25 protein-coding genes are annotated in these 26331 nt (G+C 72.2%); 12 read left to right on the top strand and 13 right to left on the bottom strand.

Annotated features, from left to right (window positions below):
- Window positions 1–14 precede the first annotated feature (14 nt).
- Genes ACYVOM_RS02085 through ACYVOM_RS02075 form a run of 3 tightly spaced genes read left to right on the top strand, consistent with a single transcriptional unit; the run spans window position 15 to window position 2232 of the window.
- Window positions 15–665, top strand: coding sequence for an ABC transporter permease (locus ACYVOM_RS02085; protein ID WP_460301463.1), 651 nt, complete (start codon window positions 15–17; stop codon window positions 663–665).
- Complete coding sequence (locus tag ACYVOM_RS02080; RefSeq protein ID WP_460301462.1) at window positions 662–1330, top strand: ABC transporter permease; 669 nt, start codon at window positions 662–664, stop codon at window positions 1328–1330. Before ACYVOM_RS02085 ends, ACYVOM_RS02080 begins: the two co-directional genes overlap by 4 nt.
- Window positions 1327–2232 (top strand): ABC transporter substrate-binding protein, encoded by a 906-nt coding sequence (locus ACYVOM_RS02075; protein WP_460301461.1) that lies wholly within the window; start codon window positions 1327–1329, stop codon window positions 2230–2232. Before ACYVOM_RS02080 ends, ACYVOM_RS02075 begins: the two co-directional genes overlap by 4 nt.
- A gap of 296 nt (window positions 2233–2528) precedes the next feature.
- Here the strand turns inward: ACYVOM_RS02075 and ACYVOM_RS02070 are convergent, their stop codons facing one another.
- Window positions 2529–3308 carry a hypothetical protein gene (locus ACYVOM_RS02070; protein ID WP_460301460.1) on the bottom strand — a complete coding sequence of 260 codons (780 nt, stop codon included), beginning with the start codon at window positions 3306–3308 and terminating at the stop codon, window positions 2529–2531.
- Between the two features lie 34 nt (window positions 3309–3342).
- Entirely contained in the window at window positions 3343–3897 is a 555-nt protein-coding gene (locus ACYVOM_RS02065) for an RNA polymerase sigma factor (protein WP_460301459.1), read from the bottom strand.
- Between the two features lie 143 nt (window positions 3898–4040).
- Here ACYVOM_RS02065 and hutH point away from each other — a divergent pair, with 143 nt between their 5' ends.
- The 4 genes from hutH to ACYVOM_RS02045 are packed head-to-tail and all read left to right on the top strand — an operon-like array spanning window position 4041 to window position 9805.
- A complete protein-coding gene (gene hutH / locus ACYVOM_RS02060; RefSeq protein WP_460301458.1) occupies window positions 4041–5600 on the top strand; it encodes a histidine ammonia-lyase in 1560 nt (519 codons plus the stop codon).
- A 9-nt stretch (window positions 5601–5609) separates the two neighbouring features.
- On the top strand, window positions 5610–7259 hold the full coding sequence (hutU, locus tag ACYVOM_RS02055) for a urocanate hydratase (RefSeq protein WP_460301457.1): 1650 nt from the start codon (window positions 5610–5612) through the stop codon (window positions 7257–7259).
- Between the two features lie 3 nt (window positions 7260–7262).
- The gene (locus tag ACYVOM_RS02050) at window positions 7263–8465 is read left to right on the top strand and encodes an allantoate amidohydrolase (protein WP_460301456.1); all 1203 of its coding nucleotides are present in this window, start codon (window positions 7263–7265) and stop codon (window positions 8463–8465) included.
- Window positions 8465–9805, top strand: coding sequence for a formimidoylglutamate deiminase (locus ACYVOM_RS02045; protein ID WP_460301455.1), 1341 nt, complete (start codon window positions 8465–8467; stop codon window positions 9803–9805). The genes ACYVOM_RS02050 and ACYVOM_RS02045 overlap by 1 nt, the downstream gene beginning before the upstream one ends.
- A gap of 51 nt (window positions 9806–9856) precedes the next feature.
- On the opposite strand, the gene ACYVOM_RS02040 is transcribed toward ACYVOM_RS02045, so the two are convergent.
- The 3 genes from ACYVOM_RS02040 to ACYVOM_RS02030 all read right to left on the bottom strand — a co-directional run bounded on the left by ACYVOM_RS02040 (window position 9857) and on the right by ACYVOM_RS02030 (window position 12888).
- The gene (locus ACYVOM_RS02040; protein ID WP_460301454.1) at window positions 9857–11098 is read right to left on the bottom strand and encodes a cytochrome P450; all 1242 of its coding nucleotides are present in this window, start codon (window positions 11096–11098) and stop codon (window positions 9857–9859) included.
- Window positions 11095–12474, bottom strand: coding sequence for a GH39 family glycosyl hydrolase (locus ACYVOM_RS02035; RefSeq protein ID WP_460301453.1), 1380 nt, complete (start codon window positions 12472–12474; stop codon window positions 11095–11097). The genes ACYVOM_RS02040 and ACYVOM_RS02035 overlap by 4 nt, the downstream gene beginning before the upstream one ends.
- A 189-nt stretch (window positions 12475–12663) precedes the next feature.
- Window positions 12664–12888 carry a hypothetical protein gene (locus ACYVOM_RS02030; protein WP_460301452.1) on the bottom strand — a complete coding sequence of 75 codons (225 nt, stop codon included), beginning with the start codon at window positions 12886–12888 and terminating at the stop codon, window positions 12664–12666.
- Window positions 12889–13013: 125 nt separating this feature from the next.
- On the opposite strand from ACYVOM_RS02030, the gene ACYVOM_RS02025 reads away from it, so the two are divergent.
- Window positions 13014–13775: a GntR family transcriptional regulator gene (locus tag ACYVOM_RS02025; RefSeq protein WP_460301451.1), complete on the top strand. Its 762-nt coding sequence runs from the start codon at window positions 13014–13016 to the stop codon at window positions 13773–13775.
- Between the two features lie 16 nt (window positions 13776–13791).
- On the opposite strand, the gene ACYVOM_RS02020 is transcribed toward ACYVOM_RS02025, so the two are convergent.
- Entirely contained in the window at window positions 13792–14190 is a 399-nt protein-coding gene (locus tag ACYVOM_RS02020) for an NYN domain-containing protein (protein WP_460301450.1), read from the bottom strand.
- Between the two features lie 110 nt (window positions 14191–14300).
- Between ACYVOM_RS02020 and ACYVOM_RS02015 the strand changes: the two genes are divergently transcribed.
- From ACYVOM_RS02015 to ACYVOM_RS02000, 4 genes are read left to right on the top strand one after another with little or no spacing between them, the layout of a single operon-like run.
- Window positions 14301–15827 carry a serine/threonine-protein kinase gene (locus ACYVOM_RS02015; protein ID WP_460301449.1) on the top strand — a complete coding sequence of 509 codons (1527 nt, stop codon included), beginning with the start codon at window positions 14301–14303 and terminating at the stop codon, window positions 15825–15827.
- A gap of 60 nt (window positions 15828–15887) precedes the next feature.
- The gene (locus ACYVOM_RS02010) at window positions 15888–16376 is read left to right on the top strand and encodes a PaaI family thioesterase (protein WP_460301448.1); all 489 of its coding nucleotides are present in this window, start codon (window positions 15888–15890) and stop codon (window positions 16374–16376) included.
- Between the two features lie 10 nt (window positions 16377–16386).
- Complete coding sequence (gene sppA, locus ACYVOM_RS02005; protein ID WP_460301447.1) at window positions 16387–18090, top strand: signal peptide peptidase SppA; 1704 nt, start codon at window positions 16387–16389, stop codon at window positions 18088–18090.
- Window positions 18087–18563, top strand: a complete 477-nt coding sequence (locus ACYVOM_RS02000; protein ID WP_460301446.1) for a flavin reductase family protein — start codon at window positions 18087–18089, stop codon at window positions 18561–18563. The genes sppA and ACYVOM_RS02000 overlap by 4 nt, the downstream gene beginning before the upstream one ends.
- On the opposite strand, the gene hutI is transcribed toward ACYVOM_RS02000, so the two are convergent.
- The 7 genes from hutI to ACYVOM_RS01965 form a co-directional block, all read right to left on the bottom strand.
- Window positions 18560–19714 (bottom strand): imidazolonepropionase, encoded by a 1155-nt coding sequence (gene hutI, locus ACYVOM_RS01995; protein WP_460301445.1) that lies wholly within the window; start codon window positions 19712–19714, stop codon window positions 18560–18562. The two genes, ACYVOM_RS02000 and hutI, sit on opposite strands and share 4 nt — an antisense overlap.
- A gap of 171 nt (window positions 19715–19885) precedes the next feature.
- Window positions 19886–20551 carry a hypothetical protein gene (locus ACYVOM_RS01990; protein WP_460301444.1) on the bottom strand — a complete coding sequence of 222 codons (666 nt, stop codon included), beginning with the start codon at window positions 20549–20551 and terminating at the stop codon, window positions 19886–19888.
- A gap of 74 nt (window positions 20552–20625) precedes the next feature.
- Window positions 20626–20910 carry a hypothetical protein gene (locus tag ACYVOM_RS01985; protein ID WP_460301443.1) on the bottom strand — a complete coding sequence of 95 codons (285 nt, stop codon included), beginning with the start codon at window positions 20908–20910 and terminating at the stop codon, window positions 20626–20628.
- A 20-nt stretch (window positions 20911–20930) separates the two neighbouring features.
- On the bottom strand, window positions 20931–21857 hold the full coding sequence (locus ACYVOM_RS01980) for a glycosyltransferase family 2 protein (RefSeq protein WP_460301442.1): 927 nt from the start codon (window positions 21855–21857) through the stop codon (window positions 20931–20933).
- Window positions 21854–24067: a hypothetical protein gene (locus ACYVOM_RS01975; RefSeq protein ID WP_460301441.1), complete on the bottom strand. Its 2214-nt coding sequence runs from the start codon at window positions 24065–24067 to the stop codon at window positions 21854–21856. The genes ACYVOM_RS01980 and ACYVOM_RS01975 overlap by 4 nt, the downstream gene beginning before the upstream one ends.
- Entirely contained in the window at window positions 24064–25539 is a 1476-nt protein-coding gene (locus tag ACYVOM_RS01970; RefSeq protein ID WP_460301440.1) for a lipopolysaccharide biosynthesis protein, read from the bottom strand. Before ACYVOM_RS01970 ends, ACYVOM_RS01975 begins: the two co-directional genes overlap by 4 nt.
- A complete protein-coding gene (locus tag ACYVOM_RS01965; protein ID WP_460301439.1) occupies window positions 25532–26329 on the bottom strand; it encodes a polysaccharide deacetylase family protein in 798 nt (265 codons plus the stop codon). The genes ACYVOM_RS01970 and ACYVOM_RS01965 overlap by 8 nt, the downstream gene beginning before the upstream one ends.
- Between the last annotated feature and the right edge of the window lie 2 nt (window positions 26330–26331).

The following is a 26331-nucleotide window of genomic DNA, read 5'->3' as shown; positions in this document are numbered from 1 at the left end:
CCCGGTGCGTCCCTGTGAATGAGAACGAGCCCCTGGTCCGGTGGGACTGGATCGCGAGCCATCTCGGCCAGTTCGGCGACCTCACGCTGGAGCACCTGAAGCTGTCGCTGCTGCCGGTGCTGCTCGGCCTGCTCCTCGCGGTGCCGCTGGGCGTGCTGTGCGCCCGCTGGGGCTGGCTCTACCCGCCCGTGCTCACCGTCGCCAACATCCTGTACGCGGTGCCGTCCCTCGCGTTGTTCCTCGTGCTGCTGGACTTCACCGGCCTCACGATCTGGACGGTCGTCATCCCGCTCACCCTCTACACCCTGTCGGTGCTGGTCCCCAACGTCGTCGACGGCCTGCGCCAGGTCCCCGACAGCACCCGGCAGGCCGCGATCGCCATGGGCTACACCCCGCTGCGCCGCCTCCTGGCGATCGAGCTGCCCATCGCCGTCCCGGTGATCATGGCCGGGGTGCGGGTCGCCACGGTCTCCAACATCAGCCTCGTCAGCGTCGGCGCCCTCATCGGCATCGGCGGCCTCGGCAAGCTGTTCAAGGACGGCTTCGACCTCCAGTTCACCACGCCCGTCCTGGCCGGGATCGTCCTGATCATCACGCTGGCCGTGGTGTTCGACCTCGCGCTCGTGCTGCTCCAGCGCGCTCTCACCCCCTGGAGCACGCGATGAACGCCGGCTGGGAGTGGCTCACCGACCCCGCCCAGTGGCACGGTCCGGACGGCATCCTCACGCGCCTCGCCGAGCACGTCGGCTACACCGTGCTGGTGCTGGCCGTGGCGCTGCTCATCGGCCTCCCGCTCGGCCTGCTCATCGCACACGCCGGGCCGCGCTGGGCGTTCGCGGTGATCAACACCGCCAACGGCGCCCGCGCGCTGCCGACGCTCGGCCTGCTCGTCCTCATCTTCCTGCTCACCACCGGAAGCTCGATCGCCGCGCTCATCCCGCTCGTCGTGCTGGCCGTGCCGCCGATCCTCATCAACTCTTGCGAGGGCATCCGGCAGGTCGAGCCACAGGTGCGCGACGCGGCGCGCGGCATGGGCATGACCGGGCGGCAGGTGCTGCTGCGGGTCGAGCTGCCCATCGCCGTCCCGCTCATCCTGCTCGGCGCGCGCACCGCCGCCGTGCAGGTCGTGGCCACCGCCACCGTGGCCGCCTACATCAATCTCGGCGGCCTCGGCGGCTACATCATGGACGGCATCCTGCTGCGCGAGTACGGCGAGGCCGTCGGCGGCTCGGTGCTGGTCGTGGTGCTGGCGGTCGCCGTCCAAGGACTGTTCACCCTCCTCACCCGCCTGGTCACCCCCAGGGGACTGCGAAAGGACACCACCTCATGAGATCCCTGCGGATCATCGCCGGAGCCGCACTGGTCGCCATGGCCGCCGCCGGCTGCGGCGGCGGCTCCAGCGACAACCCCCTCGACTCGGGGGCGTCGCCGGCCGAGAGCGGGACCGTCACCGTCGGCTCCGCCGCCTTCCCCGAGAGCGTGCTGCTCGCCGAGATCTACTCCGGCGCGCTGGAGAAGGCCGGGGTGAAGGTCGAGAAGAAGCTGAGCATCGGCGAGCGCGAGGTCTACTACAAGCTGCTGGAGAGCGGCGACATCGACGTGCTGCCCGAGTACAACGGCGCCCTGCTGGCCTACCTCGACGCGAACGCGGCGCTGCCGGCCACCACCGAGGAGACCAACGCGGCGGTCACCGCGAAGCTGCCCGCCGGGCTGAAGATCCTCGCCTCCTCACCCGCGCAGGACAACGACTCCCTCACCGTCACCGCCGAGACTGCCGAGAAGAACAACCTGAAGACCATCGAGGACCTCGCCCCGGTGGCCAAGGACTTCACCGTCGGCGGGCCCGCGCCGTTCGAGAAGCGCTTCAAGGACAAGCTGAACGAGGTCTACGGGATCACCTTCAAGGAGTGGAAGCCGGACCGCTCCGGCGGCGGCAACATCTCCACCTGGCTGAAGAGCGGCGACATCCAGGTCGGCAACGTCTTCACCACCGCCCCGGCGGTCGTGCTCGACAAGCTCGTGGTGCTGGAGGACCCGAAGGGCGTCTTCGGCCTGCAGAACGTCACCCCGCTGGTCCGCGGCGACGATGTCCCGGCCGCCGGCCAGCAGGCGCTCGACGCGATCTCGGCCAAGCTCACCACCCAGGGCCTGCTGGACCTGGTGAACAAGGTCGTCACCGACAAGACGGACGCGGCCGCGGTGGCCGAGGAGTGGCTGTCGGCGAACCTGTGAGACAAGGCAGCCGGTCGGCCGACCACCCCTGATCGGCCGACCGGCTGAAAACGGTGAGCCGTGTTCGCGGACCCGGGCAAAGTCCGCGAACACGGCTTCCTCCGCCGGCGATCCTTCGCGCGACCGGGCGGCCGCTCGCACATGGGAACGCTGCACCACCCGGACCGGAGGGCGCTAGGAGATCTCCGGCGGTACCGGACACCCCGGGCTGACGGGAACGGGGGCAGAACCCGTCGTGGGTGTCCGGAGTCTTCAGTTGTGGTCGGGGGCCCGCGGACGGGCCCGGGGTCATGGGGTCAGTCGTCCTCCAGGCCGGAGTACCAGGGAGGTTCCGAGGAGGGGGTCTTGTGCGGCTTGGCGTGCTTCGGCTTCTTGGGCCGGTCCGTGCGGTCCGCGCCCGGCCATTCCCGCGGCCAGGACGGCAGCGCCGTGGGCCAGTCCTTCATGCCGGGCCAGTCCTCCGGCCACTGGACGGGCTCCCCGCCCTGCCCGGTGACCAGCGCCTTGCAGAGGGCGAGCGCCTTCTGCCTGCCGCCGGCCGCCTTGATGAAGGGCTCCAGCTGCTTGCGGCCCTCGCCGTCGATCAGCGTGCGGCACATCTCCACCAGCGACGACTGCGCGGTGGGCTGCGGCGAGGGGGCCGGGGCCTGCTTGCGGGTGAGCTGCGGGGCGGTCATCGAGGGCTTCGGCGTCTTGGGGGCGGACGCCGGATTGCGGCCGGGCACCCCGTTGCTCGCGATCGCCACGCCGCCGACCGCGCCCACCACGAGGACCGTCCCGAAGATCCTGATGCTCCAGGCTCGGGCCGACCTGCGGCTGAGTACGGCTGCCAGCGATGATGACTTCGCCCTTTCCTGCTCGTCCCACCGTGCTGCGGCGGAGTCGAGGTCGATCTTCGGTCCGTCGGGATACGCCTCCTGGAAGGCCGCCAAGGCCTTGGCCTCACCGACCAGCTCCTCGGTCCGGCCGGGTGCGGCCGCCGCTGCGAGCAGATCGGCGAGAGGGCCCTGATGGCCTGCCGAATCACCGCCGAGCATCTGCTCGGCGGCCCTTCGGCTGATCCGTTTGGCGTTCATCTCACTCTTCTCAGCGTCAGGTGGGTCGGAAGTGTCACTGGATTTCTCCGGCGAGTTTTTTGAGCCCGCGGTAGGCGGCGGTCCGCACCGCTCCGGCCCGCTTGCCGAGCACCTGGCCTGCGGTTTTGGCGTCGAGCCCGATGACGACCCGCAGCAGCACCGCTTCGGCCTGGTCGCGCGGCAGCCGCATGATGAGCCGCAGCGCCCGTTCGGTGCCCAGGCCGTCGAGCGCGCGCAGCGCGGTGTCCTCGTCGCCCGCGACCCCGGCCAGCTCTTCCAGTTGCGTGTCGGCGCGGGGCCGTCGCTGCCGCATCCTGACATGGTCGAGGGCGCGGTTGCGGGCGATCGTCGTCGCCCAGCCGCGGAAACCATCGTAGGAGCCGCGGAACGACGGAAGGTCCTTCACGATGTGCAGCCAGGCCTCCGACGCGATGTCCTCCGCGTCCTCCCCGACCAGAGCGCGCAGGTAGCGCAGCAGTCTGGGTTGGAGGTCCTGGTAGACGCACCGGAAAGCCGCCTCGTCCCCTTGCTGCGCCGCGCCTACCGCCGCCGAGAGCTCGGCGTCGTCGGCCGGCGCTCGCTGCGCCACCTTCCGATCCACCCGCCTAACTATGGTCGCTCAGCGGGGCATAAGTGAACAGGACAGGACTTTTCGAGCTCCTTTTCGTCGCTCCAAGCATCCTGCGGGCGGGTCGGTGTGTCGGGTCCGCCCATCCGGGCAGGACTAGGGACATGGGGGCAGCGCGGGCCGGACACCCGCTGATCGAGGTCGGCACGGGCCCGCTCACCCTGGAGCAGGTCGTCGCCGTGGCCCGGCACGGCGCACTGGTCGGCCTGACCGCCGACGCGCTCGCCGTGATGGCCGAGGCGCGCGCGAGGGTGGAGGAGCAGGCCGCCCGGTCCACTCCGGTCTACGGTATCTCGACCGGATTCGGCGCGCTCGCCACCCGGCACATCGGCCCGGCCCAGCGGGTGCGCCTGCAGATCTCGCTCGTCCGCTCGCACGCCGCCACCAGCGGCGCCGAGGTGGAGCGCGAGGTGGTCCGCGCGATGATGCTGCTCCGGCTCTCCACGCTGGCCAGCGGGCACACCGGCATCCGCCCGCGGACCGCGCTCACCCTCGCCTCGATGATCAACGCGGGGATCACCCCCGTCGTCGGCGAGTACGGCTCGCTCGGCTGCTCGGGCGACCTCGCCCCGCTCGCGCACTGCGCGCTGGCGCTCACCGGCGAGGGCGACGTGCGCGACGCGTCCGGCGCGGTCGTCCCCGCCGCGGCCGCGCTGGAGACCGCGGGCCTGCGGCCGGTGGAACTGGCCGCCAAGGAAGGGCTCGCCCTCATCAACGGCACCGACGGCATGCTCGGCATGCTGGCCCTGGCCGTCGCGGACCTGCGGCTGCTGCTGCGCACCGCCGACCTCGCCGCGGCGATGAGCGTCGAGGCCCTGCTCGGCACCGACCGGGCGTTCGCCGCGGACCTCCAGGCCCTGCGCCCGCACCCCGGCCAGGCGGTCTCCGCCGCGAACCTCAGGGCGCTGCTCTCCGGCTCGATGATCATGGCCTCGCACCGCGGGCCCGACTGCAACCGCGTCCAGGACGCCTACTCGATGCGCTGCGCCCCGCAGGTCGCCGGAGCCGCCCGCGACACCCTCGCGCACGCCGTCGCGATAGCCGAACGGGAACTCGCGGCCTCCATCGACAACCCCGTGGTCCTGCCCGACGGCAGGGTCGAGTCGAACGGGAACTTCCACGGCGCCCCGCTGGCCTACGCGCTCGACTTCCTCGCCATCCCCGTCGCCGACCTCGCCTCGATGTCCGAGCGGCGGACCGACCGGATGCTGGACCGCGCCCGCTCGGCGGGCCTGCCCCCTTTCCTCGCCGAGGACCCTGGCGTGGACTCCGGGATGATGATCGCCCAGTACACGCAGGCGTCCATCGTCGCCGAGCTGAAGCGGCTCGCGGTCCCCGCGTCCGTCGACTCGCTGCCGTCGTCGGGGATGCAGGAGGACCACGTCTCGCTCGGCTGGAACGCCGCCCGCAAGCTGCGTCGCGCGATCGACGGCCTCGCCCGGGTGCTCGCCGTCGAGATCCTCACCGCGGCCCGCGCCCTTGACCTGCGCGCCCCGCTGCGGGCCGCGCCCGCGACCGCCGCGGCCACCGCCGCGCTGCGCCACCGGGTCCTCCCGCCCGGGCCGGACCGCTTCCTCGCCCCCGAGATAGAGGCCGCCGTGCGGCTCGTCAGACGGGGCACCCTGCTCGAAGCCGCAGAGGCCGTCACCGGACCGCTGGCGTAGGAGGACGCGATGAGCCACTTCCCCGTGCGCGCAGCGCGCGGCACGATCCTGACCGCCCGGGGCTGGCCCCAGGAGGCGGCCCTGCGGATGCTCGACAACAATCTCGACCCCGAGGTCGCCGAGCACCCCGACGACCTCATCGTCTACGGCGGAACGGGCAAGGCGGCGAGGAACCGGGCCTGCTACGAGGGGATCGTCAGATCGCTGACGGACCTCGCCGAGGACGAGACCCTGCTGGTGCAGTCCGGAAAGCCCGTCGGGGTGTTCCAGACGCACGAGTGGGCGCCGCGCGTCCTCATCGCCAACTCCAATCTCGTCCCGGAATGGGCGACCTGGGATGAGTTCCGCAGGCTCGAGGCGCTCGGCCTCACCATGTACGGCCAGATGACCGCCGGGTCGTGGATCTACATCGGCACCCAGGGCATCCTCCAGGGCACCTACGAGACCTTCGCCGCGGTCGCCCGCAAGCGCTTCGACGGCTCCCTCGCCGGGACCATCACCCTGACGGCGGGGCTCGGCGGGATGGGCGGCGCGCAGCCCCTGGCCGTCACCATGAACGGCGGCGTGGCGATCTGCGTCGAGTGCGACCCGTCCCGGATCGACCGAAGGGTCGAGGGCGGCTACTGCGACGTCCAGGTCCTCACCGTCGCCGAGGCGATGGAACTCGCCGTCCAGGCGCGCGACGAGCGCAGAGCGCTGTCGATCGGTGTGCTCGGCAACGCCTGCGAGGTCCTGCCCGACCTGCTGGCCGCGGGCGCCCCCGTCGACATCGTCACCGACCAGACGTCCGCCCACGACCCACTGCGCTACCTGCCCGAGGGCGTCCCGTTCGAGCGGATGGCCGAGCTGCGAAAGGACGACCCCGCGGGCTTCACCCGCCGGGCCCGCGCCTCGATGGCCCGGCACGTCGAGGCGATGGTCGGGTTCCAGGACGCCGGCGCCGAGGTGTTCGACTACGGCAACTCGCTGCGCGCCGAGGCGAGGCTGGGCGGCTACGAGCGGGCGTTCGACTACCCGGGTTTCGTCCCGGCCTACATCAGGCCGCTCTTCTGCGAGGGCAAGGGCCCATTCCGGTGGGCCGCCCTGTCCGGTTCGGCGGCCGACATCGCGGCCACCGACCGGGCGGTCCTCGACCTGTTCCCCCGCGACGAGGCGCTCGGGAGGTGGATCCGGCTCGCGGGCCGGCGCGTCAGGTTCCAGGGCCTGCCCGCGCGCATCTGCTGGCTGGGCTACGGCGAGCGGGCCGAGGCGGGCCTGCGGTTCAACGAGATGGTCGCGCGCGGCGAGATCACCGCGCCGCTCGTGATCGGCCGCGACCACCTCGACTGCGGCTCGGTCGCCTCGCCCTACCGCGAGACCGAGGCGATGGCCGACGGCTCCGACGCGATCGCCGACTGGCCGCTGCTCAACGCCCTGCTCAACACCGCATCCGGCGCCTCCTGGGTGTCGATCCACGAGGGCGGCGGCGTCGGCGTGGGCAAGTCGGTGCACGCGGGCCAGGTCTGCGTCGCCGACGGCGGCGCCCTGTCCGCCCGCAAGCTGGAGCGGGTGCTCACCAACGACCCGGGCCTCGGCGTCGTCCGGCACGCGGACGCCGGGTACGACCGGGCCCGCGAGGTCGCCGCCGAGCGCGGCGTGCGTCTTCCGATGGAGGGATGAAGGGTGACCTTCACGGAACTGTGGGCGTCGCTGCTGCCGATCGGCCGCGACGACGGCACCGGCGGCTACTTCCGCCAGGCGTGGACGGAGCCGGAGCTGCGCTGCCGGGCCTGGTTCGCCGAGCAGGCCGAGCGGCGCGGCATGGAGGTGGAGCGGGACGGCAACGGCAACCTGTTCGCCTGGTGGTCCGAGGGCAGGGGGCAGGCCGTCCTGACCGGCAGCCACTTCGACTCGGTGCCCGGCGGCGGCGCCTTCGACGGCCCGCTCGGCATCGTCTCGGCGTTCGCCGCGATCGACCTGCTGCGCGCCGAGGGGTTCCGGCCGGGCCACCCGATCGGCGTCGCCGCGTTCGCCGAGGAGGAGGGCGCCAGGTTCGGTGTCGCCTGCCTCGGCTCGCGCCTGCTGGCCGGCGAGATCGACCCCGACCGGGCGCGCGTCCTCACCGACTCCTCCGGCACGACCTTCGCCGAGACCGTCTCCGACGATCGCGCCACCGACGATGGCGGCGCCGACGAGATAGGCCGTGATGACGGACTGCTCGGCAGGATCGGCTGCTTCGTGGAACTCCACGTCGAGCAGGGCCGGGCCCTGGACGTCCCCATCGGGGTGGCCGGGGCGATCTGGCCGCACGGCCGCTGGCGCATGGACTTCGCCGGGCGCGGCGACCACGCGGGCTCCACCCGCCTGGAGGACAGGCACGACCCGATGCAGCCGTTCGCGCACGCCGTCATCGCCGCGCGCGAGGCCGCGGAACGGCACGGCGCCCGCGCGACCGTCGGACGGGTCAGGGCGCTGCCCGGCGGCACCAACGTCATCGCCTCGCACGTGACGGCCTGGCTCGACGCGCGCGGCCCCGGAGACGAGGTGGTGCGCGCGACCGTCGCGGAGATCCGGGAGCGGGTCTCGCTGGCCGCGGCCTACCATGGGGTCGACTTCGGCCTCACCCCCGAGTCCTACACGCCGCTCGTCGACTTCGACGCCGACCTCCGCAAGAGGATCCTCGCCGTCCTCAGCGGCGCGCCCGTGCTGCCGACGGCGGCCGGCCACGACGCGGGCATCCTCGCCTCCCGGCTGCCGACCGCGATGCTCTTCGTGCGCAACCCGACGGGCGTCTCCCACGCCCCCGAGGAGCACGTCACCGAGGCGGACTGCCTGGCCGGGGTGGCCGCGCTGGCCGCCGTCCTGCGCGATCTGGCGGCGGCGTGATGCGCTGGCACGCGGACCTCGCCTGGACCGGGGACGGACTGGCCGCCGACGTCCTGCTGGAGGCCTCCGGCGGCAGGTTCACCGCGATCCGCCCCGGCACGCCCCGCCCGTCGGACGCCTACCCGCTCCACGGCCTCACCCTCCCGGGCTTCGCGAACACGCACTCGCACGCCTTCCACCGGGCGCTGCGCGGCAGGGCCCAGCACGGCGCCGCCACGTTCTGGAAGTGGCGTGAGCTGATGTACTCGGTGGCCGAGAGACTGACGCCCGAGACGTACTTCGCGCTGGCGCGGGCCGTCTACGGGGAGATGGCCCGCGCGGGGATCGCCTGCGTGGGGGAGTTCCACTACCTCCACCACGGCCCGGACGGCACGCCCTACGCCGACCCCAACGCGATGGGGGAGGCGCTGCTGGACGCGGCGTCGGAGGCGGGCGTCCGGATCACCCTGCTCGACGCGCTGTACCTGCGCGGCGGCTACGGCCGCGACCTGGACGGCGCGCAGCTGCGGTTCAGCGACGGCGACGCGCGGATCTGGGCGCGGCGGGTGTCGGCGCTGCGCGCGCGGGCCCTGCGCCGGCCGCACGCCAGGATCGGCGCGGCGGTCCACTCGGTGCGGGCCGTCCCGCGCGAGCAGATCCCGATCGCCGCGGCCTGGGCCCGCGACCACGCGGCCCCGCTGCACCTGCACCTGTCGGAGCAGCGCGCCGACAACGAGGAGTGCCTGGCCGAGCACGGCATCTCGCCCGCCCGGCTGCTCGCCGAGGCGGGCGCGCTCGGCCCCCGCACGGTCGTGGTGCACGCCACCCACGTCACGGCCGCCGACCTCGACCTGCTGGCGGGCACGTCGACCGGGGTGTGCCTGTGCCCGACGACCGAACGCGACCTCGCCGACGGGATCGGCCCGGCGGCGGCGCTGCGCGACGGCGGATGCGACCTCAGCCTGGGCACCGACCAGCACGCGCTCGTCGACATGTTCGCCGAGGCCCGCTCGGTCGAGTGGGGCGAGCGGCTGAAGAGCGGCCAGCGCGGCTCGTTCACCGCCTTCGAACTGCTCACCGCGGCCACGTCCACCGGGCACGAGGCGCTCGGCTGGCCGGACGCGGGACGGCTGGAGCCGGGCGCCCGCGCCGACCTCGTCACCGTCGCCCTGGACTCGGTCGCCCTCGCCGGCACCGACCTCGCCACCGCGGCCGCCACCGTGGTCTTCGCCGCGGCGCCGACCGACATCACCCACGTCGTCGTCTCCGGCCGCACCGTCGTCCGCGACGGCCGCCACCTCCTCCTGCCGACCCTGGAGGCCGACCTGGACGCGGCCATCCGCGAGGTCTGGAAGGGCTAGGGACGCCTCCGGCCGCGCCCCGGAGGGCACGGCCGCAAGGACGGGGCGGTCTCAGAAGTCGAAGGCCTGCCTGACGACGCCGTTGTCGAAGTTGGAGAGCAGGAGCTCCGGGTCGCCCTTGGTGCGGAGCTCCGGGAGGCGGGTGAACAGCTCGCGGAACATGATCTTCAGTTCCATCCGGGCGAGGTTCGCGCCCAGGCACAGATGGGCGCCGGGGCCGCCGAACCCGACGTGCGGGTTGGGCGAGCGGGAGACGTCGAAGGCGTCCGGGTCGGGGAAGACCTCGGGGTCGCGGTTGGCCGCCTGGTAGAACAGCACGACCTTGTCGCCGGCCTGGAACTCGTGGCCGCCGAGCGTGTACGGCTCCTTGAGGGTGCGCCGGAACTGGATGATCGGCGAGACGTACCGGACGATCTCCTCGATGGCCGGGCCGATCCGCGCGTCGTAGTCGGCGAGCAGATAGGCGCGCTGGTCGGGGTTCTCGGTGAACAGCCGGAGCCCGTGCGACAGCGCGTTGCGGGTGGTCTCGTTGCCCGCGACGAGCAGCAGGTCGAAGAAGGAGCCCAGCTCCCTGACGGTGAGGGCCTCGCCGTCGACGTTCGCGTTGACCAGCGCGGACACGAGGTCGCCGCGCGGGTTCCCGCGCCGCTCCCGGCCCATCTTCGCCACCAGCCGGTGCAGGTCGACGATCGCCTTGAGGTTCCCGCCGAGCAGCCGCAGCGTGCGCGGGCTGAACAGGGAGCCGCGGACGCCGGAGTACTCGGTCATGACGTCGATGCGCTTGAGGACGTAGGGCCGCTGCTCGGGCGGGATGCCCATCATCGCGCAGATGACCTCGATCGGCAGGCGGGCCGCGACCTGCTCGACGAAGTCCGCGGGGCCGTCGCGCAGGACGTCGTCGACGATCCCCGTGGCGGTCGCCTGGATGTCGTCGGCGAGGTCGGCGAGCATCTTGGGGCTGAACGCCCGCGAGACGATCCGGCGCAGCCGCCCGTGCCGCGGATCGTCCATGTTCACCATCGGCCTGCCGAACAGCGCGGCGATCCACGGCGGCGGCTCCGGCGACGTCGCCGCCGGCTCGCTGGAGAACACCTTGGTGTTCCGGCTGGCCTCCACCACGTCGGCGTGCCTGACCAGCGCGTAGAACCCCTTGCCGGCCCGCACCAGCGGAATCCGCGGCTCGGCGTAGTACACCGGCGCGTTCAGACTCCGCAGCCGGGCGAACTCCGCGTGCCGCTCGGCGTGCGGCCGCCCCCAGAACTCCGTGCCGACGAGGTCCGCGGCTGTGCTCATAGCTTGATCCACCTGATCTCGTTGGGCTGGAGGTCGAGGGGCGCGCCGTCGACGGTGGCGCTGACCGCGGACTCGGAGGTGTTGACGACCAGGAGGTCGGTGCCGGAGGCGAGGCTGTGGATCTGGGGGTCGGACACCTCCGTCTTGCGCAGCTCCGTGCCGGGCGGGAACGCGCGGACGAAGTTCTGGAGCAGCTCCAGCGGCGGCAGCGCCTCGCCCCTGGCGTTCCACAGACAGCTCGTGCAGTTGGCGATGCCCTGCGGGCTCCAGTACAGGGCGCCGGCCGCGCCGGACGCGGCGAACCGGATCATCGCGTCGGCCTGGACCGCGGCGAGCTTCGAGGAGGACCAGCCGGAGTCCTCAGGCTCGGTGTACCACTCGGCCCACACGACCGGCAGGTCGGTCTTGCCGCGCAGCCATTCGGTGACCGCGCCGAACTTGGCGTTGTCGCGGAACGGGTCCTCGTGGGCGGTGCGGTCCTCGGGCAGCGAGGACCCGTCGACGACCACGAAGTCGGCGCCCTTCTTGTGCTCCAGCCAGTACTCGACGGCGGTCATCGCGCGCTGGTCGGCGGCGCCCCATTCGCCGCGGAGGCTCCGGGACGCCGCGGAGTGCGCGTCGGCGTAGGAGTTCACCGGGATGTAGGGGCCGCCCACCTGGAGGTCCGGGTCGACCTTCTTCAGCGCGGTGTACACCTTGTTGTAGAGCTGCGTGTAGCCCTCGAAGTCCCAGCGGTTGGCGTCCTGGTTGAAGAAGCCCTTGAACTCGTTCCAGACGAAGTAGTACCTGACGTCCGGGTAGCGGCGGGCGACCTCGGCGGCCTGGGCGGCGAACGCGTCGAAGAACTGGGGGAGCGGGGAGTCCTCCAGGTGGCTCCAGTCGGTGGCGCCCTCGGGGCCGCCCTTCATCCAGTCGGGCGCGCAGCACAGGGTGAGCATCGGGACGCCGCCGGTGTCCTTGATGTCCTTCATCCGGCGGTCGAGGGAGCTCCAGTCGTAGCGGCCGGGAGTGAGCTGGGGGTTGTCGGCGCCGAACCCCATGATGTGCTGGACCTGGAGCATCGGCACCTCGCGCACGGCGGCCTTGGCCGACGGGGTGGTCTCCAGGCTGGTCTGGGTGTGGGTGAAGCCCCAGTTCGTCCAGTCACCGGGAAGTCCGGCGCTGATCTGCCCGACCTGGGCCACCCCGACCCCGCCGGGCTGCCGCGCCGGGTCCTCCTCGCCGCCGCCGAGGACGTACAGGACGAGGGACGCGACGGCGGCTCCGGTGACGAGGGCGGCGAGCGCGATGATCCACAGCGGTCTCCTGCGACCGTGCCGGCCGCGCCTGGGAGCTGTCGCGTTGCGGATCTGCGGCGGCGAAGGGTGGCCTTGCACGGTGCCTCCAGAGTCGGATTGTGCTTTCCCCGTGTATGAACGCCGGACCGCCGCCCTGGTTCACCCGGATTCACAGCCGGAATGGCTTACCCGGAAAGTACGGTTCAATTACCCACGGTACCGAGACTCTGCCCGGAAAGCGATCAGCCATACCGGACCCCGCACCCCGCGCCGGAAGTGGCCGTTTTCCTAGGTTTCGCCGTCCTCGTTATTTTTCGTCGCCTGGTCGGCGAGAAGCTCACGCAGGCCCGGTTCGTCGTCCGACGCGAGGGTCATGGCCAATCCCGCCTGGAGTTGGGCGTCGGAGAGGTCCCCCGTTCTCGTCGCGTACCAGCGGCCCGCGTCGCTCCGCCAGACCTGCCATCCCGGATATGCCGCCTCGATCAGCGCTTTCAGATCCGCGAAGTCTCCCATCGCCCGGTCCCTTCCCCGATCAATACATTCCGTATACAAAAGTGATACGTGCGAGATGAACCGTCAAGCCGCAGGTAACCGGAACGTTTCCCTCGGGTGAGGCGGTGGCTGTGAGGAGGTGGCGCGTGCCGAGACCGGCATATCTCAAGATCGCGGACGAACTGCGCGAAGGAATTCGTTCCGGTGCGTATGCCCCGGGGACGAAACTGCCGACGCTCGTCGAGCTGGCGGCCCGGCACGAGGTCTCCCAGATCGTCGTCCGGCAGGCCGTCGCGGTGCTCGGCGCGGAGGGACTGGTGGAGACGCGGCGGGGCGGCGGCACGGTCGTGCGCACAAGGCCGACCGTCCGGCGGGTCGCGATGGACCGCTACAGGGCGGAGGCCGCCGACCCCCCGCCGGCCGAGCCCGCGACGTCCTTCACCCGCGACCAGCGGATCGAGTGGGCGGACTACCGGCTGGAGCGGCGCTACCGCAGGGTCGGCGCGGATCCCGAACTCGCCGCGCTCTTCGGGCTGCCCGCCGGAACCGCCCTCCTGCGCCGCAGGTTCGTGTTCTTCGCCCGCGAGGAGCCGCAGCAGATCTCGGTGAACTATCTGCCCTGGGACTTCGTCGCGGGCACGCCCGTCGCCGATCCCGCGCGCGAGCCGTGGCCCGGCGGCACCCCCGCCCAGCTGGCCTACCTCGGCCATCCGGCGACCCGGGTGGAGGAGTCGGTGCGCTCGCGGATGCCCTCGCGCGAGGAGGCCGAGACGCTCCGGATGGGCGCGGGCGTGCCCGTCATCACCGTCACGCGGCGGATGATGGCGGGGGAGCGGGTGCTGGAGGTGTGCCGCGACATCGTCATCCCGGCCGACCGGGTCGTGCTCGACTACGCGATCGACCTCTGACGGGCGGTCCGGCGCGTCAGCCGAGCCGGTCGAGCAGGGTGCGGGGCCCGGCGACCTCGGCGCCGCGGGCCTGGACCCGGGCGCGCAGCCCCCGGTCGGCGGTGACGACCACGTACCGGACCGGCGGGTCGCCGTCCGGGTCGCCGAACGCGCCGACCTGGTCGGTGATGGTGTCGTCGCCGCTGCCCGGCGCGGCCACCACCGTGACGCCCTCGATCCCCGGAAGGCTCCGCGCCGCCCCCTCCACCACGAGGACGACCTCGGCCTGGACGGGCTCCTCGGGCCCGAAGGAGACCGGTCCGAGCCCGGCGAGGGAGTCCCGGAGCCTTCGCGCGGCGCCGAGGCGGTCCCGCCACCACCCGTCCGGACGGGATCCCATGACGTTGGCGGCGTCGACGATCAGCACGGTGCGCATGTCGGCAGCGTAAGGGTGACGGCAGGAGAACACGCTTGATCACGGAAGGGCGTCGGGTGGTTGCGGCCCTCTCGATCGCTTGGTTGGATACCTGCAAACCAGGAGGGACCATGGGCGAAGCACTCAGGCCCGACGATCCACGCGAACTCGGGCGTTTCACTCTGCTCGAACGGCTGGGCGAAGGCGGGCAGGGCATCGTCTACCTAGGCCGCTCCGCCGACTCACCTGAGCTCGTCGCCGTCAAGGTGCTCAAGGCGACCGACGCCGAGGCCCGCCGCAGGCTCGAACGCGAGATGAACTCCGCGCTCCAGGTGCGGCTGCGGTTCTGCATCGCCCGCGTCATCGGCTTCGACTTCGAGGGCCCGCGCCCCTACATCGTCACCGAGTACGTCGACGGGCCGTCGCTGTTCGACCGGGTCGCCGAGGCGGGCCCGCTGCGCGACGGCGACCTGGAGCGGCTGATGATCTTCACCGCGCAGGCCCTGGTGACCATCCACGGCTCGGGGATCGTGCACCGCGACCTCAAGCCCGCCAACGTGCTGCTCGGCCGCGACGGGCCGCGCGTCGTCGACTTCGGCATCGCCCGGCACGTCGACCACCACACCCGCCCCCAGCTCATGGGCACCCCGTCCTACCTGGCGCCCGAACTGCTGCGCGAGGAGCAGGCCTCGCGCGCGTCCGACATCTGGGCCTGGGCCTGCACCATGGTCTTCGCGGCCACCGGCCACGCTCCCTTCGGCCCGTTCGACGACGACGGCTCCAACGTCGCGGCGATCCTCGGCCGGGTCATGCACGCCGAGCCGCGCCTCGGCGACGGCCTCGCCGACTTCGCCCCGCTGCTCCTGACCTGCCTCGACAAGGACCCGCTGCGCCGGCCGACCGCCCGCCAGCTCCGCGACAGGCTGGAGTCCGCGCTGGAGGCCGACGTCCCGCACGGCGACGCCTCCGGGCCGCTGCCCTTCGCGCCGCCCATGACGCCGCCGGGGGCCTTCCACCCGGGCGTCGGCCCGTGGCCCGGCCAGGCCGGTGACGGCCACTCGTTCCCCCCGCCTCCCGCGACGTTCCCGCCCACCACGTTCCCGCCGACCCCCGTCGGAGTGGCGACCCCCCAGCCGTTCACGCCCCAGCCGTTCACTCCTCAGCCGTTCACCCCGCAGCAGGGGCCGCGCCGGGGGTCCGCCTGGGTCGGCAAGACCGTGGCGGGTGTGCTCGTCGCGGGCCTGGTGGCCGCGGGCGCCTATTTCGCCTTCGCCGAGGACTCCCCGAACGGCCAGGGCGGCGGCGGGGGAGGTGGGGGCGACGGCGCGTACGTGGTGCCCGCGGCCCTCGCCGGCAACTGGTCGGGCGGCCTGACGGTCAAGGCGGCCGCGGGCGACGTGTACTACCGCGCCAAGATCACCCTGTTCCAGGGCCAGGGCTCGGGCCAGTCCGAGCTGGAGAACGGCGCCCTGTGCTCGGGGACGGTCACCGTGACCAAGGCCACGGCCGCCAGCGTCGACCTGGAGCTGAGTCACGCGGCGGGCACCTGCCCCAGCGGCACCCTGGTGATGACGACGGCCTCCGACGGCACCGCGCAGCTCGCCTACACCGGCGGCGACGGCGCGGGCGGCGACGGAACTGTGCAGCGCGACTCCTGACCGGCCGCCCGGCCCGCCCCGGCCGCCGACCTGGCATAAGTGAGCGGTTACGCTGCGCTCGTGGCAAGCGAATTCGAACTGTGGAAGACCCTGTCGGGGGCCGAAGTCCTGCGCGCCCTGGCCGACGGGCGGATCGGCCAAGGCCTCGGCGGCGTCTCGGACTACGTCGGAGACCGCGTCCTGGAGGCGGACCCGGGCCGGGTCGTGCTCGGCTGGACGCCCGAGGAGAAACTGTGCAACCCGGGCGGCAGCGCCCACGGGGGCTTCATCGCCCTCGTTCTCGACAACGCCGTCGGACTGGCCGCGGCCAGCCTCGGCGAGCACTTCATCCCCCAGCTCACCCTGAACCTGAACGTCGACTACCTGCGCACCGTCCAGAAGGGCGTGCCCTACCGCGTCATCGGGACCGTCACCCACCACGGCCGCCGCCGGACGGTCTGCGCAGCTCGGCTCGTCGACCCCGACGGCGCCGTCGCGGCCTCCGCCACGGCCAGCACGACCCCCAACAAGGCCTTCCAGCGCGGTCTGGCGGGTGGCGCGGGCGCGTAGGGTTTGACCCATGGCGTTCAAAGGACTCGACACGCTCACGGCCCTCGGCCCGGTGAAGGAGCTGCGCGACCGCCGCAACGCTCCGCTGATCCTCGAACTCGACCTGTCCGAGGGGCTGGTCGAGGGCTCCCCGCCCGACCCCGTCAGCGCGCTGATGTCGATTCGGCGGACCCACCTGCGCGACGTCCTCGACGGCCTGCGCAAGGCCCGCACCGACCCGCGCGTCAAGGCGCTCGTCGCCCGGATCAACGGGCCGGTCGGGATCGCCCTCGCCCAGGAGCTGCGCGACGCCGTCGCGGGCCTGCGCGCGGCGGGCAAGCTCACCGTCGCCTGGACCGAGACGTTCGGCGAGTCCGGCCAGGGCACCCCCGCCTACTACCTGGCCTCGGCCTTCGAGCGGGTGTGCCTCCAGCCGTCGGGCGACGTGGGCATCACCGGGTTCGCGCTGTCCGAGCCGTTCGTCAAGGACGCTCTGGACAAAGCGGGCATCTCCTTTAGCTTCGGGCGTCGCGCGGAGTACAAGACCGCGCCGAACATGTTCCTGGAGAACCACTACACCGAAGAGCACGCCGAGGCTTCCGAGCGGCTCGTCGCCTCCGTCGGCGAGCAGTTCACCGGCGGGGTGGCGGCCTCGCGCGGGCTGAGCGAGGAAGACGTCCGCGCCCTCGTGGACCGGGCCCCCCTGTTGGCGTCCGAGGCGCTGGACGCGGGCCTCGTCGACGAGCTCTGCTACCGCGACGAGGTCTACGCCCGCGTCCGCGAGGCCGCCGGACCCGACGCCCGGCTACTGTACGTCGCACGCTACGCCCGGGCGGGCCTCGCCGACCGGGTGCCGCGCAAGCCCGCCGACGGGATCGCGCTGATCCAGGCGCAGGGCATGATCCGGCTCGGCCGCTCCGGCCGCGGGCCCGTGCCCGGCCAGGGCGGCGCCGTCGGCTCCGACACCCTCGCCGCCGCGCTGCGCGCGGCCGTGCGCGACGAGAAGACCAAGGCGATCGTGCTGCGGGTCAACAGCCCCGGCGGCTCCTACGTGGCCTCCGACGTCATCTGGCGCGAGGTGATCCTCGCCCGCCGCGCCGGCAAGCCCGTCCTGGTCTCCATGGGCAACGTCGCGGCCTCCGGCGGCTACTTCGTCGCCATGGCCGCCGACACGATCGTGGCCCAGCCCGGCACGTTCACCGGCTCGATCGGCGTCTACACCGGCAAGCCCGTCGTCACCGGGCTGCTGGAGCGGCTCGGCGTCGGCTTCGGCGCCGCGGCCTTCGGCGACCACGCCGCGATGCACAGCACCGTCCGGGACTTCTCCGAAGGCGAGTGGGCGCGGATCAACACCTCACTCGACCGCATCTACGCCGACTTCACCGCGAAGGCCGCCCAGGGCCGCGGCATGGAACTGGCGAAGATCGAGAGCCTGGCCCGCGGCCGCGTCTGGACCGGCGCCGACGCCGCCGAGCGCGGCCTCGTCGACGAGCTCGGCGGCCTCGACCACACCCTCGACCTCGCCCGGCGCAAGGCCCGCCTGCCCGCCGACGCCCCGGTCCGGTCGTTCCCGCACGTCTCGCCGCTCGACAGGTTCCGCCCGCCGGAGTCCAGCGACGACAGGACCGCCGCGACCGCCCGCTTCGAGGCGTGGGGCTCGCTCGCCGGCGCCGCCGCCCGGCTCGGCTTCCCGACGGCCGGCCCGCTGGTCATGCCCGGGGATCTGCGCTGGTGATCTCCTCGCAGGACTTCACCGCGGCGCTGGGGTCCTTCGCGACCGGCGTCACGGTCGTCACGGTCAGCGAGGGCCGCGACGACATCGGCGCGACCGTCACCTCGTTCGCCTCGGTCTCGCTCGACCCGCCGATGCTGATGATCGGCGTGGCCGCCGCGTCCTACCTGTGCGAGGTGCTGCACCGCAGGCCCGCCTGGGCGGTGACGGTGCTGAGCGCCGCCCAGCGCGCCCTGGCGGGCCGCTTCGCCGCCGAAGGCAGGCCGTCGGCCCGCCTCCTGCTCGCGGGCCAGCCCCACCACCGCGGCCGCCGCTCCGAAGCCCTCATCATCGAGGACGGCCTCACCGCCCTCGAATGCGAGACCCGCCTGCGCATCCCCGCCGGCGACCACGTCCTCTTCGTGGCCGAAGTCCTCGCCGTCGACTACCTCACCCGCGCCGACCCCCTCATCCGCATCGGCCGCCGCTACCGTTAGCGCATCCGCTGGCCGGCGTTCCAGACGGCGACGGTGAGGGGGACGCCGGGGCGGTAGGCGAGGTGGAGGTGGGAGGGGGCGTCGAGGATCTGGAGGTCGGCGCGGGCGCCGGGGACCAGGTGGCCGATGTCGTCGCGGCGCAGCGCCTGGGCGCCGCCCAGGGTCGCGGCCTGGACGGCCTCCAAGGGGGTCATGCCCATCTCGCGGACGGCCAGTGCGACGCAGAACGGCATCGAGGAGCTGTAGCAGGAGCCGGGGTTGCAGTCGGTGGCCAGCGCGACGGCGACGCCCGCGTCCAGCAGGCCCCGGGCGTCGGGGTAGGGCTGGCGGGTGGCGAACTCGACGGCCGGCAGCAGGGTCGCGACGGTGCGGGACGCGGCGAGCGCGTCGACGTCGGCCCGGGTCAGGAACGTGCAGTGGTCGGCCGAGCCCGCGTCGAACTCGACCGCGATCCGGACCCCGGGCCCCGGGCCGAGCTGGTTGGCGTGCAGCCGCGGCCGCAGGCCCGCCGCGACGCCCGCGCGCAGGATCTCCCGGGTCTGGTCGCCGTCGAACGCGCCGCGCTCGCAGAACACGTCGATCCAGTCCGCGTACGGCGCGCACGCCTCCAGCATCTCGCCGCAGACGAGGGAGACGTAGGAGTCGGTGTCCATGCCCTCGGGCACCACGTGCGCGCCGAGGAACGTCACCTCGTCGGCCATCTCCCCGGCGATCCGCAGCGACCTGACCTCGTCCCGGACGGTCAGCCCGTAGCCGGACTTGCACTCGACGGTCGTCGTGCCCTGCCGGGCCATCTCGGCGACGAGCCGGGCCACGTTCGCGCGCAGCACGTCGTCCTCGGCGTCGCGGGTGGCCTCGACGGTCGTCCGGATGCCTCCCGCGGAGTAGGCGCGGCCCGACATCCGCGCCGCGAACTCCTGCCCGCGGTCCCCGGCGAACACCAGATGCGCGTGTGAGTCGACGAACCCGGGCAGCGCGGCCCGCCCCCCGGCGTCGAAGCGCTCGTCGGCGGCGGGCGCGCGCTTCGCGTCGCCCACCCACGCGATCCGGCCGCCCTCCATGACGACCGCCGCGTCCTTCAGGATCTCCGGCTCTCCCCGCCGCCCCGCGTTGGTCAGGAGTTCCCCGATGCCGGTGATGACCGTGCTCACAGGGTCAAGGGTCCCATCTCGCGAGCACCGCGCGACGGACGGGGTCGGCCCGCGCACCCGCCCCGAGGAGCCTTCACCGGCCCCGGAGACGCCGAAGGCGCCCCGCGGTGGGGGCGCCTTCGGCGGCGGAGGAGGCCCGGGTACGGACGGGCCATGTCGTCAGGCCGGGAGCTAGGCCTTCTTCTTGGGCTTGAAGTTCATGGTCAGGGTCTCGGTGAAGGTGTCCCACTTGCGGACGTCCTTGATCACGAGCTTCTTGCCCGGGGTGCAGGTGAAGGTCGCCTTCTTCACCACGGGGGTGTCGAAGTGGCCGATCTTCGCGTGGTCCTTCACCTTCCAGGTGCCCCAGGAGGCCTGCACGGGCTTGGTGTTCATGCCCGTGCCGGTCGCGGGACCGTTCGCCTTCTTGTTGCGGCTGGTGATGGTGCCCTTCATGTCACCGGTGATCTTCGCGGGCAGGTTCAGGACACCGGTCAGCTTCTCCCAGCCCGCGACCTTCTTGCCGTTGACGTCGACGCCCGCGAACGTCTCGCGCTTGGAGCCGGTGAAGTCGTAGACCAGGCCCTTGGTCGGGTGCAGCTTCAGCTTGATGCCCGCCATGCCCTGGTAGGAGACGTTCTGAAATTTCTTGGTCTCGTTGGACCTACCGGTGATCTTCGCCTTGAGGCCGGTGGTCACCCACTGGCCCGTGTAGCACTTCTTCGGCGCGGCCGCAGCGGGCACCGCGGAGACCGCGAGCACACCGCTCGCGGCGACCGCCGCGGCGAGGCCCACGCGCAGCGCGCGAGCCCCCGATCTGCTCTGCTTGAACTCCTGCACCCTGTTGAACTCGGACACGGCTGCTCCCGTCGATGACGGCGGGACTCTCCCACCTCAGCGGTTGGAGTACCACAGTTCACGTGGAGTTCGCCTTATTCGTCGAAAATCCAGTCTTCGTCATCGGCGCGCGCGGCGGGCACCGCGGCGGCCTCCGCACCGGTCGACGGGCGCCGCAGCCACGCCGCCGCCGCGAGGAAGGCGCAGATCCCGGCCACCACCGCGAGGCCGCCGACCGGCGACCACGCCCTGACGATGATCATGGTCTGCGGCACCAGGACCAGCAGGCAGAGCGACGCGGCCACCCCGACCATCGCCCTCCCGAGCGGGTCGAGGCCGCGCAGCAGCCAGGCGAAGCAGACCGCCGGAACGGCGATCATCACAAGAATCAGCAGTGCACTCACACGCCCCGTCCGATCCGATCGAGGTTCTTCATGATGAAGGAGGCCGGGACACCGGCGGTGACCGCGAGCGCGAGCAGTGCCCGCGGGTCGAGCGGCCGGGCCGCCATGGTCCGCCCGATCCACCTGAGCGCCGACGCCTTGCGTTCGCTCACCGCCTCGGCGAAGGCGACCTTGCCCGCCCAGTGCGCGTAGCCGTTGCACGGGAAGTCGTGCCGGTCGAGCATCCACTGCGCGGCCTCGGAGATGAGCGGCGCGTTGTTCAGCACTGAGAAGTACGAGCCTTCGTGCCAGCGCAGGCCCAGTCCGACGAACGGGATCTGCCGGATGGGCGCGCGTCCGGCGGCCCGCAGGACGAACTCGTAGTCTTCGCCGTAGCTGCCCGGGATGTCCTCGTCGAACAGCAGTCCGGCGGAGGCGCGCAGCAGCAGCGCCGACGGGTGCAGGTTGGGGTTGTGCCCGCCGAGGAGGTCCTCCCGGGTGACGCGGGGCCGGGGGACGCCCCGGTCGGTCTCCTCGATGGTCCTGCCGAACAGGCGCAGCCCGCAGCAGACCACTTCGGTGTCCGGCTCCGCGGTCAGCACCTCGACCTGAGCGGCGATCTTGCCGGGCAGGAAGAGGTCGGTGTCGTCGCAGAACCCCACATAGTCCGTCTCCGCCGCCAGCAGCCCGGTGTTCCGCGCCCCGGCCGCCCCCGGCGTCCGTCCGTTGGCCAGCACCCGCACCGGCCGCAACGCGTCGTCCGACTCCAGCGTCCCATCCGGCTCACTCCGGTCATAGACCACGACGGCCTTCACCACCCCCGCGTACTCCTGCCCCAGCACCGACTCCAACGTCTCCCGAAGCAGCGCAGGCCGATCGAGCGTGGGAATGACCACCCCGACGGAGGGCGCGGTCGTCAGGACGGGGGAGGGGGGAGTCGTCATTGCATGCCCTTGAGTGTGATGAAGCGTTCTATGACGATGGCGAGGAAGCCGATGAAGAGGGGGAAGGCGACCACGGTGTAGGGGCGCAGGCGGCTCCACTGGTCGGGGGTGAGGCGGATGCGGCGGAGTTCGCGGGCGGTCAGGACGCCGAGGAGGACGGGCAGGTAGATGAGGCCCGCGGGGGTCCAGTTGCTGATGCCCACGACGAGGCCCGTCGGGGTGGGGCGCTCGGCCGGCTCGCCCTTCTGCTCGACGAGCTTGTAGACCGACGCGTCGCCGCCCGCGTACACCTCCTTGAACTTGCCTGAGGCCTTCACCTCGGCGATGAGCCGCTGGTTCCAGTCGGGAGCGAGGCCGAAGTTGAGCACCTGGTAGGTGTCGTTGGTCCGAGACGAGTACAGGTAGCTGCCCGGTTCCTCCTGCATGGCCGCGATGACGTCGGCGACGTTCGGGCGGCGTTCGCGCGCCTCGCTCTTGGTGGGCCCGACCGGCGGCTTCTGCAGCATCCGGGTCCGGTACGGCTCCTGGGCGAAGTGCGTCGCGGAGTAGGTGAAGTCCTCGAAGTTCCGGTAGCCCCACGGGCCCTGCGGCGTCTGGCTCGACGCCGCCTCCAGGGTGACGATCTCGCCGGACATCCACACGAGGGTGATCGGTTTGCCGCCCGCGTCGTCCAGCATCGCGCCGATCGCGCGCAGCTCGCCGGGGCGGACCTGCTCGAACGCCTCGTTGCCGTACCGCACGACGAGGAACCCGCCCATGAGCAGCACCGCGAACGTGCTCGCCAGGACCGTCGGACCCCACCGGCGCAGCCGCTGGCGGCGCGGCGCCGAACGCACCACCGGGACCGGCTTGGGGTCGGGGTAGAACGCGTACGCGGCGAGGAACACCGCGCCGGGCAGCATGAACATGTAGGTGCGCAGCGCGATCTCGCCGCCGTAGGACTGCAGGCCGAACGAGCTGATCGGGACGATGAGCAGGATCAGCGCGACCCGGTCGTCGATGCCGCGGAACCTGCGGCGCAGCAGCCCGATGACGGTGAGCGCCATGACGACGAGCACGATGACGATCCGGAGCCGCTGGATCATGCCGAGGTCCGGGTCGCCGAAGCCGATGCGTCCCGAGGTGCTCTCCAGGATCGTCTGGAGGGGGTTGCCGCCGCCCGCGAACAGGGTGCCCTTCGGGTCGTAGCCCCAGTAGCCGTAGGCCATGAAGGAGATCCACGCCAGGTAGATCACCCCGCCGATGATCGGCAGCCCGCGCAGCTCGTTGCGGCCGACCAGCGCGAGCGCGGCCGAGGAGGCGATGAGCAGGTACGGGGTGAGCTGGTGCGCCGCGGTGCCGACGAGCAGCAGCACGACGAGCAGGAGCACGAGGAACCGGCGCTCCCACAGGCCGACCTCGCGGACGGGTTCCTCACCGGGGGTCTTCGGTCCGAAGAAGAACGAGTACAGCCTGCCCGGCTCGTCGCCTCTGCCTCGTTTGCCGCGGATCCGGGTGCGCAGCACCGCCGGCCGGAACCAGGTGAGCAGGATCGCCAGGAAGAACAGGTAGACGAGGTACCCGAACGCCTGCGGGGCGAGGTAGTCCTGGCCGACCCAGTTGGCGACGGGGAACAGCCAGACGGCGAACCACTTGGCCCGCCAGTTGGCCTTCATCACCCGGACGATCATCGCCAGCGGCAGCAGGTAGAGCAGCTGGATGACGACCGGCGACCACTTGAAGACCTGGTTGAAGTCGGTGACCCCGACGGCCTTGGCCACGAATCCGACGAACGCGAAGAACGCGGGCCAGGAGAAGCGGGCGTCGAGGTTGGTGCCGATGCTGCCGGTGCGGGTGATGAACTCGATGAATCCGGCGTGCTGCCAGACGGTGGGGAACCGGGCCACCGGCTCCATGATCTGGGCGAGCGTGTGCAGCGCGAAGACGACGAGGACGACCTGCGCGCCGAGGAGCGGCCGCGAGGCCCTGCGCAGCGCGAGCGTCGCCACGAAGGTGAGGGTGAGGACTGCGGCGCCGACCAGGGTGGGCGCCGGGAGCACGCTGATGAGGCCGAGGCCGTTCGCGTCGCGCGGGGTGACCCCGCGCAGCGGCACCCAGTACAGGACCGCGCCGAGCCCGACGCACAGGCTCAGCAGGACGACCGGCAGCTTCTCCAGCGGATCTGCGGGCAGGACCTCTGGCTCGGACGCCGAGCGGGTCGTCACGCTCACTTTCCATCCTCCGTCGGAGACTGCGGCACGTCGTGGCCGGGGTTCTGAGGGGTGATGGAGTCCGGGGACTGCGCCTGGGCGGGCAGCGGGCCGGTCGATCCGGCGCGGGCCGCGCGGCGCAGCGGGAGGAGCACGGTGAGCGCGACCGCGGTCTGCACCAGCAGCACCGACCAGCCGACGGCGGCCAGGTGGTCGTCGTGCACGAAGACGGCGACGCCGGCGACGACTCCGGCGAACCGGAGCACCTGGATGAGCGCGACGGGACGGGTCCGCGACCGCACCCGCAGCACGCCGACGTACAGCTCGATGAGCGCCTTCGGCAGTGTCGACAGCGCCAGCAGGACGAGGACGAGCCCCGCCTCGTCGCCGAAGCGCGGGCCGAACAGGAACGGAAGGTTCAGCACGTACGGCCCGGCGAGCGCGACGAGCAGCGAGACGGGCACCAGCAGCATCAGGGTGCGGCGCAGCGCGTCGCGGGTGGTCGAGGCGAGGTCGTCGGCCGAGTGCGAGCCTTCGACGGTGAGGGACATCGCCATGTTGAGCGCGAGCAGGTCGAGCATGAGGCCGAAGATCCAGGCCATCGCGAAGTAGCCGTTGGCCGCCTCGCTGACCTTCGCCGCGACGAGCAGCGGAATGAAGTTGATGGCCGAGTGGGAGGCGACCGTGCCGATGAAGTCGCCCTGGAGGTAGCGGCCGATCTCGCGCGGCGTCGGGGTGTGGTGGCGGTCCTTGGTGAGCTCGACGTGTTCGGGCAGGAGCCGCCGGAAGACGAAGAAGTCCATCGGCAGCACCAGGAAGATCACCGGGACCATCGTGGCGAGCAGGATGCCGTCGGACGGCGCGAGGGTCCAGGCGAGTCCGGCGAGGACGACGAACTTCACCAGCCCGTACGCGGTGTTCTTCACCGGCACCCATCCGGCGTGGCGCAGCCCCGTCAGGGCGGCGTCCTGCTGGGTGAAGACGTTCCACGCGGCGATGAAGACGATGAACGGGATCGCGTGCGCAGGGTCGGCGAGGTGGTCGTAGTTGGCGCTGTCCCACCAGGCGAGCGACAGCACGAAGCCGACGCCGAGCAGGACGGCGAGGACCGAGCCGAACAGGTACGTGGCGAGGATGAGCCGCCCGGACGAGCGGCCCGCCTGCGGGATGAAGCGCATCAGCACGTAGTTCAGCGTGGTGATGCCGCCGATGCACATGACGGCCTGGATGACCGCGGCGTTGCGGCCGAAGTCGGCGGGCCCGTAGAAGTGCCCGGCGGCGATCCAGAAGCCGAGGCCGAGTATCCCGGTGAGGCCGCCGTTGAGCATGAGCGCGTAGGCGTTGCGGAACAGCGGGTTGCCCAGCTCCCCGCGCAGCCATGCCAGCCGCGGCCCGCGCGGGGCAGGGCCGACGTGCTCGGGTCCGAGGAGCCCGGCGATGTCCTCGCCGGCCGCGGCGGCGCCGGCCGCGCTCGCGGCCTTGGGGTCAGCCATGGTGCATCGTCTTCCGGTAGAGGTACCTGGAGCGGCGTACGAGCGCGTACCCCTTGGTCAGTGCCTTCTCCCGGAAGAACCCATGCCTCCCTTCGGCGATCTCCTCGAAAAGGCCAAGGGAGGTGGACCGCTGCACCGTCAGTCTGGGGATCGCGTAGCCGGAGCGCACTTGCGCGATGTCGTTGGCGACCACATACGCCGAGGCGTATCCGGCGCGCGCCACGGCCCGCCTGACGCGAGCGCTGGAGTAACCGTAGGGATAGGCCATCGTCTTGACGGGCCGCTGGAGCGAGTCCTCCAGGAGCAGCCTGCTGCGGGTCAGCTCGTCGTGCAGCGCCCCGTCGGGGAGCTGGTCGAGCTGCGGATGGCTGTGGCTGTGCGCGCCGACCTCGATCCCGTGCTCGACGATCTCCTTGACGTGCGCCCAGGAGAGCATCGAGTCGAGCGGACGGCCCGCGGCGTCCGGTCCTGCGTCGTCGAGCCAGCCCGTGGTGACGAACACCGTGGCCGGGAACCCGAAGGTCGCAAGGACGGGCAGCGCCTCGGAGTGGAAGTCGGCGTAGCCGTCGTCGAAGGTGATGCAGACCGGTTTGGGCACCGCGGCGTACGGGCCGCTGCCCGGCGCCGCGTGCAGGCCGGCCAGACCGGACAGCGGGACCGGGGTGAACCCCCGGTCCCGCAGTACGGCGAGCTGTTCGGCGAACATCCCCGGGTCCACCGACAGGCCCTTGGTCTCCGGCGGCGGATCGGCGCGGACCGAGTGGTACATGAGGATCGGGACGCCGGGCATGG

Source organism: Actinocorallia aurea, from assembly GCF_054783995.1.
This window is presented reverse-complemented; position numbering and strand designations above follow the sequence as displayed.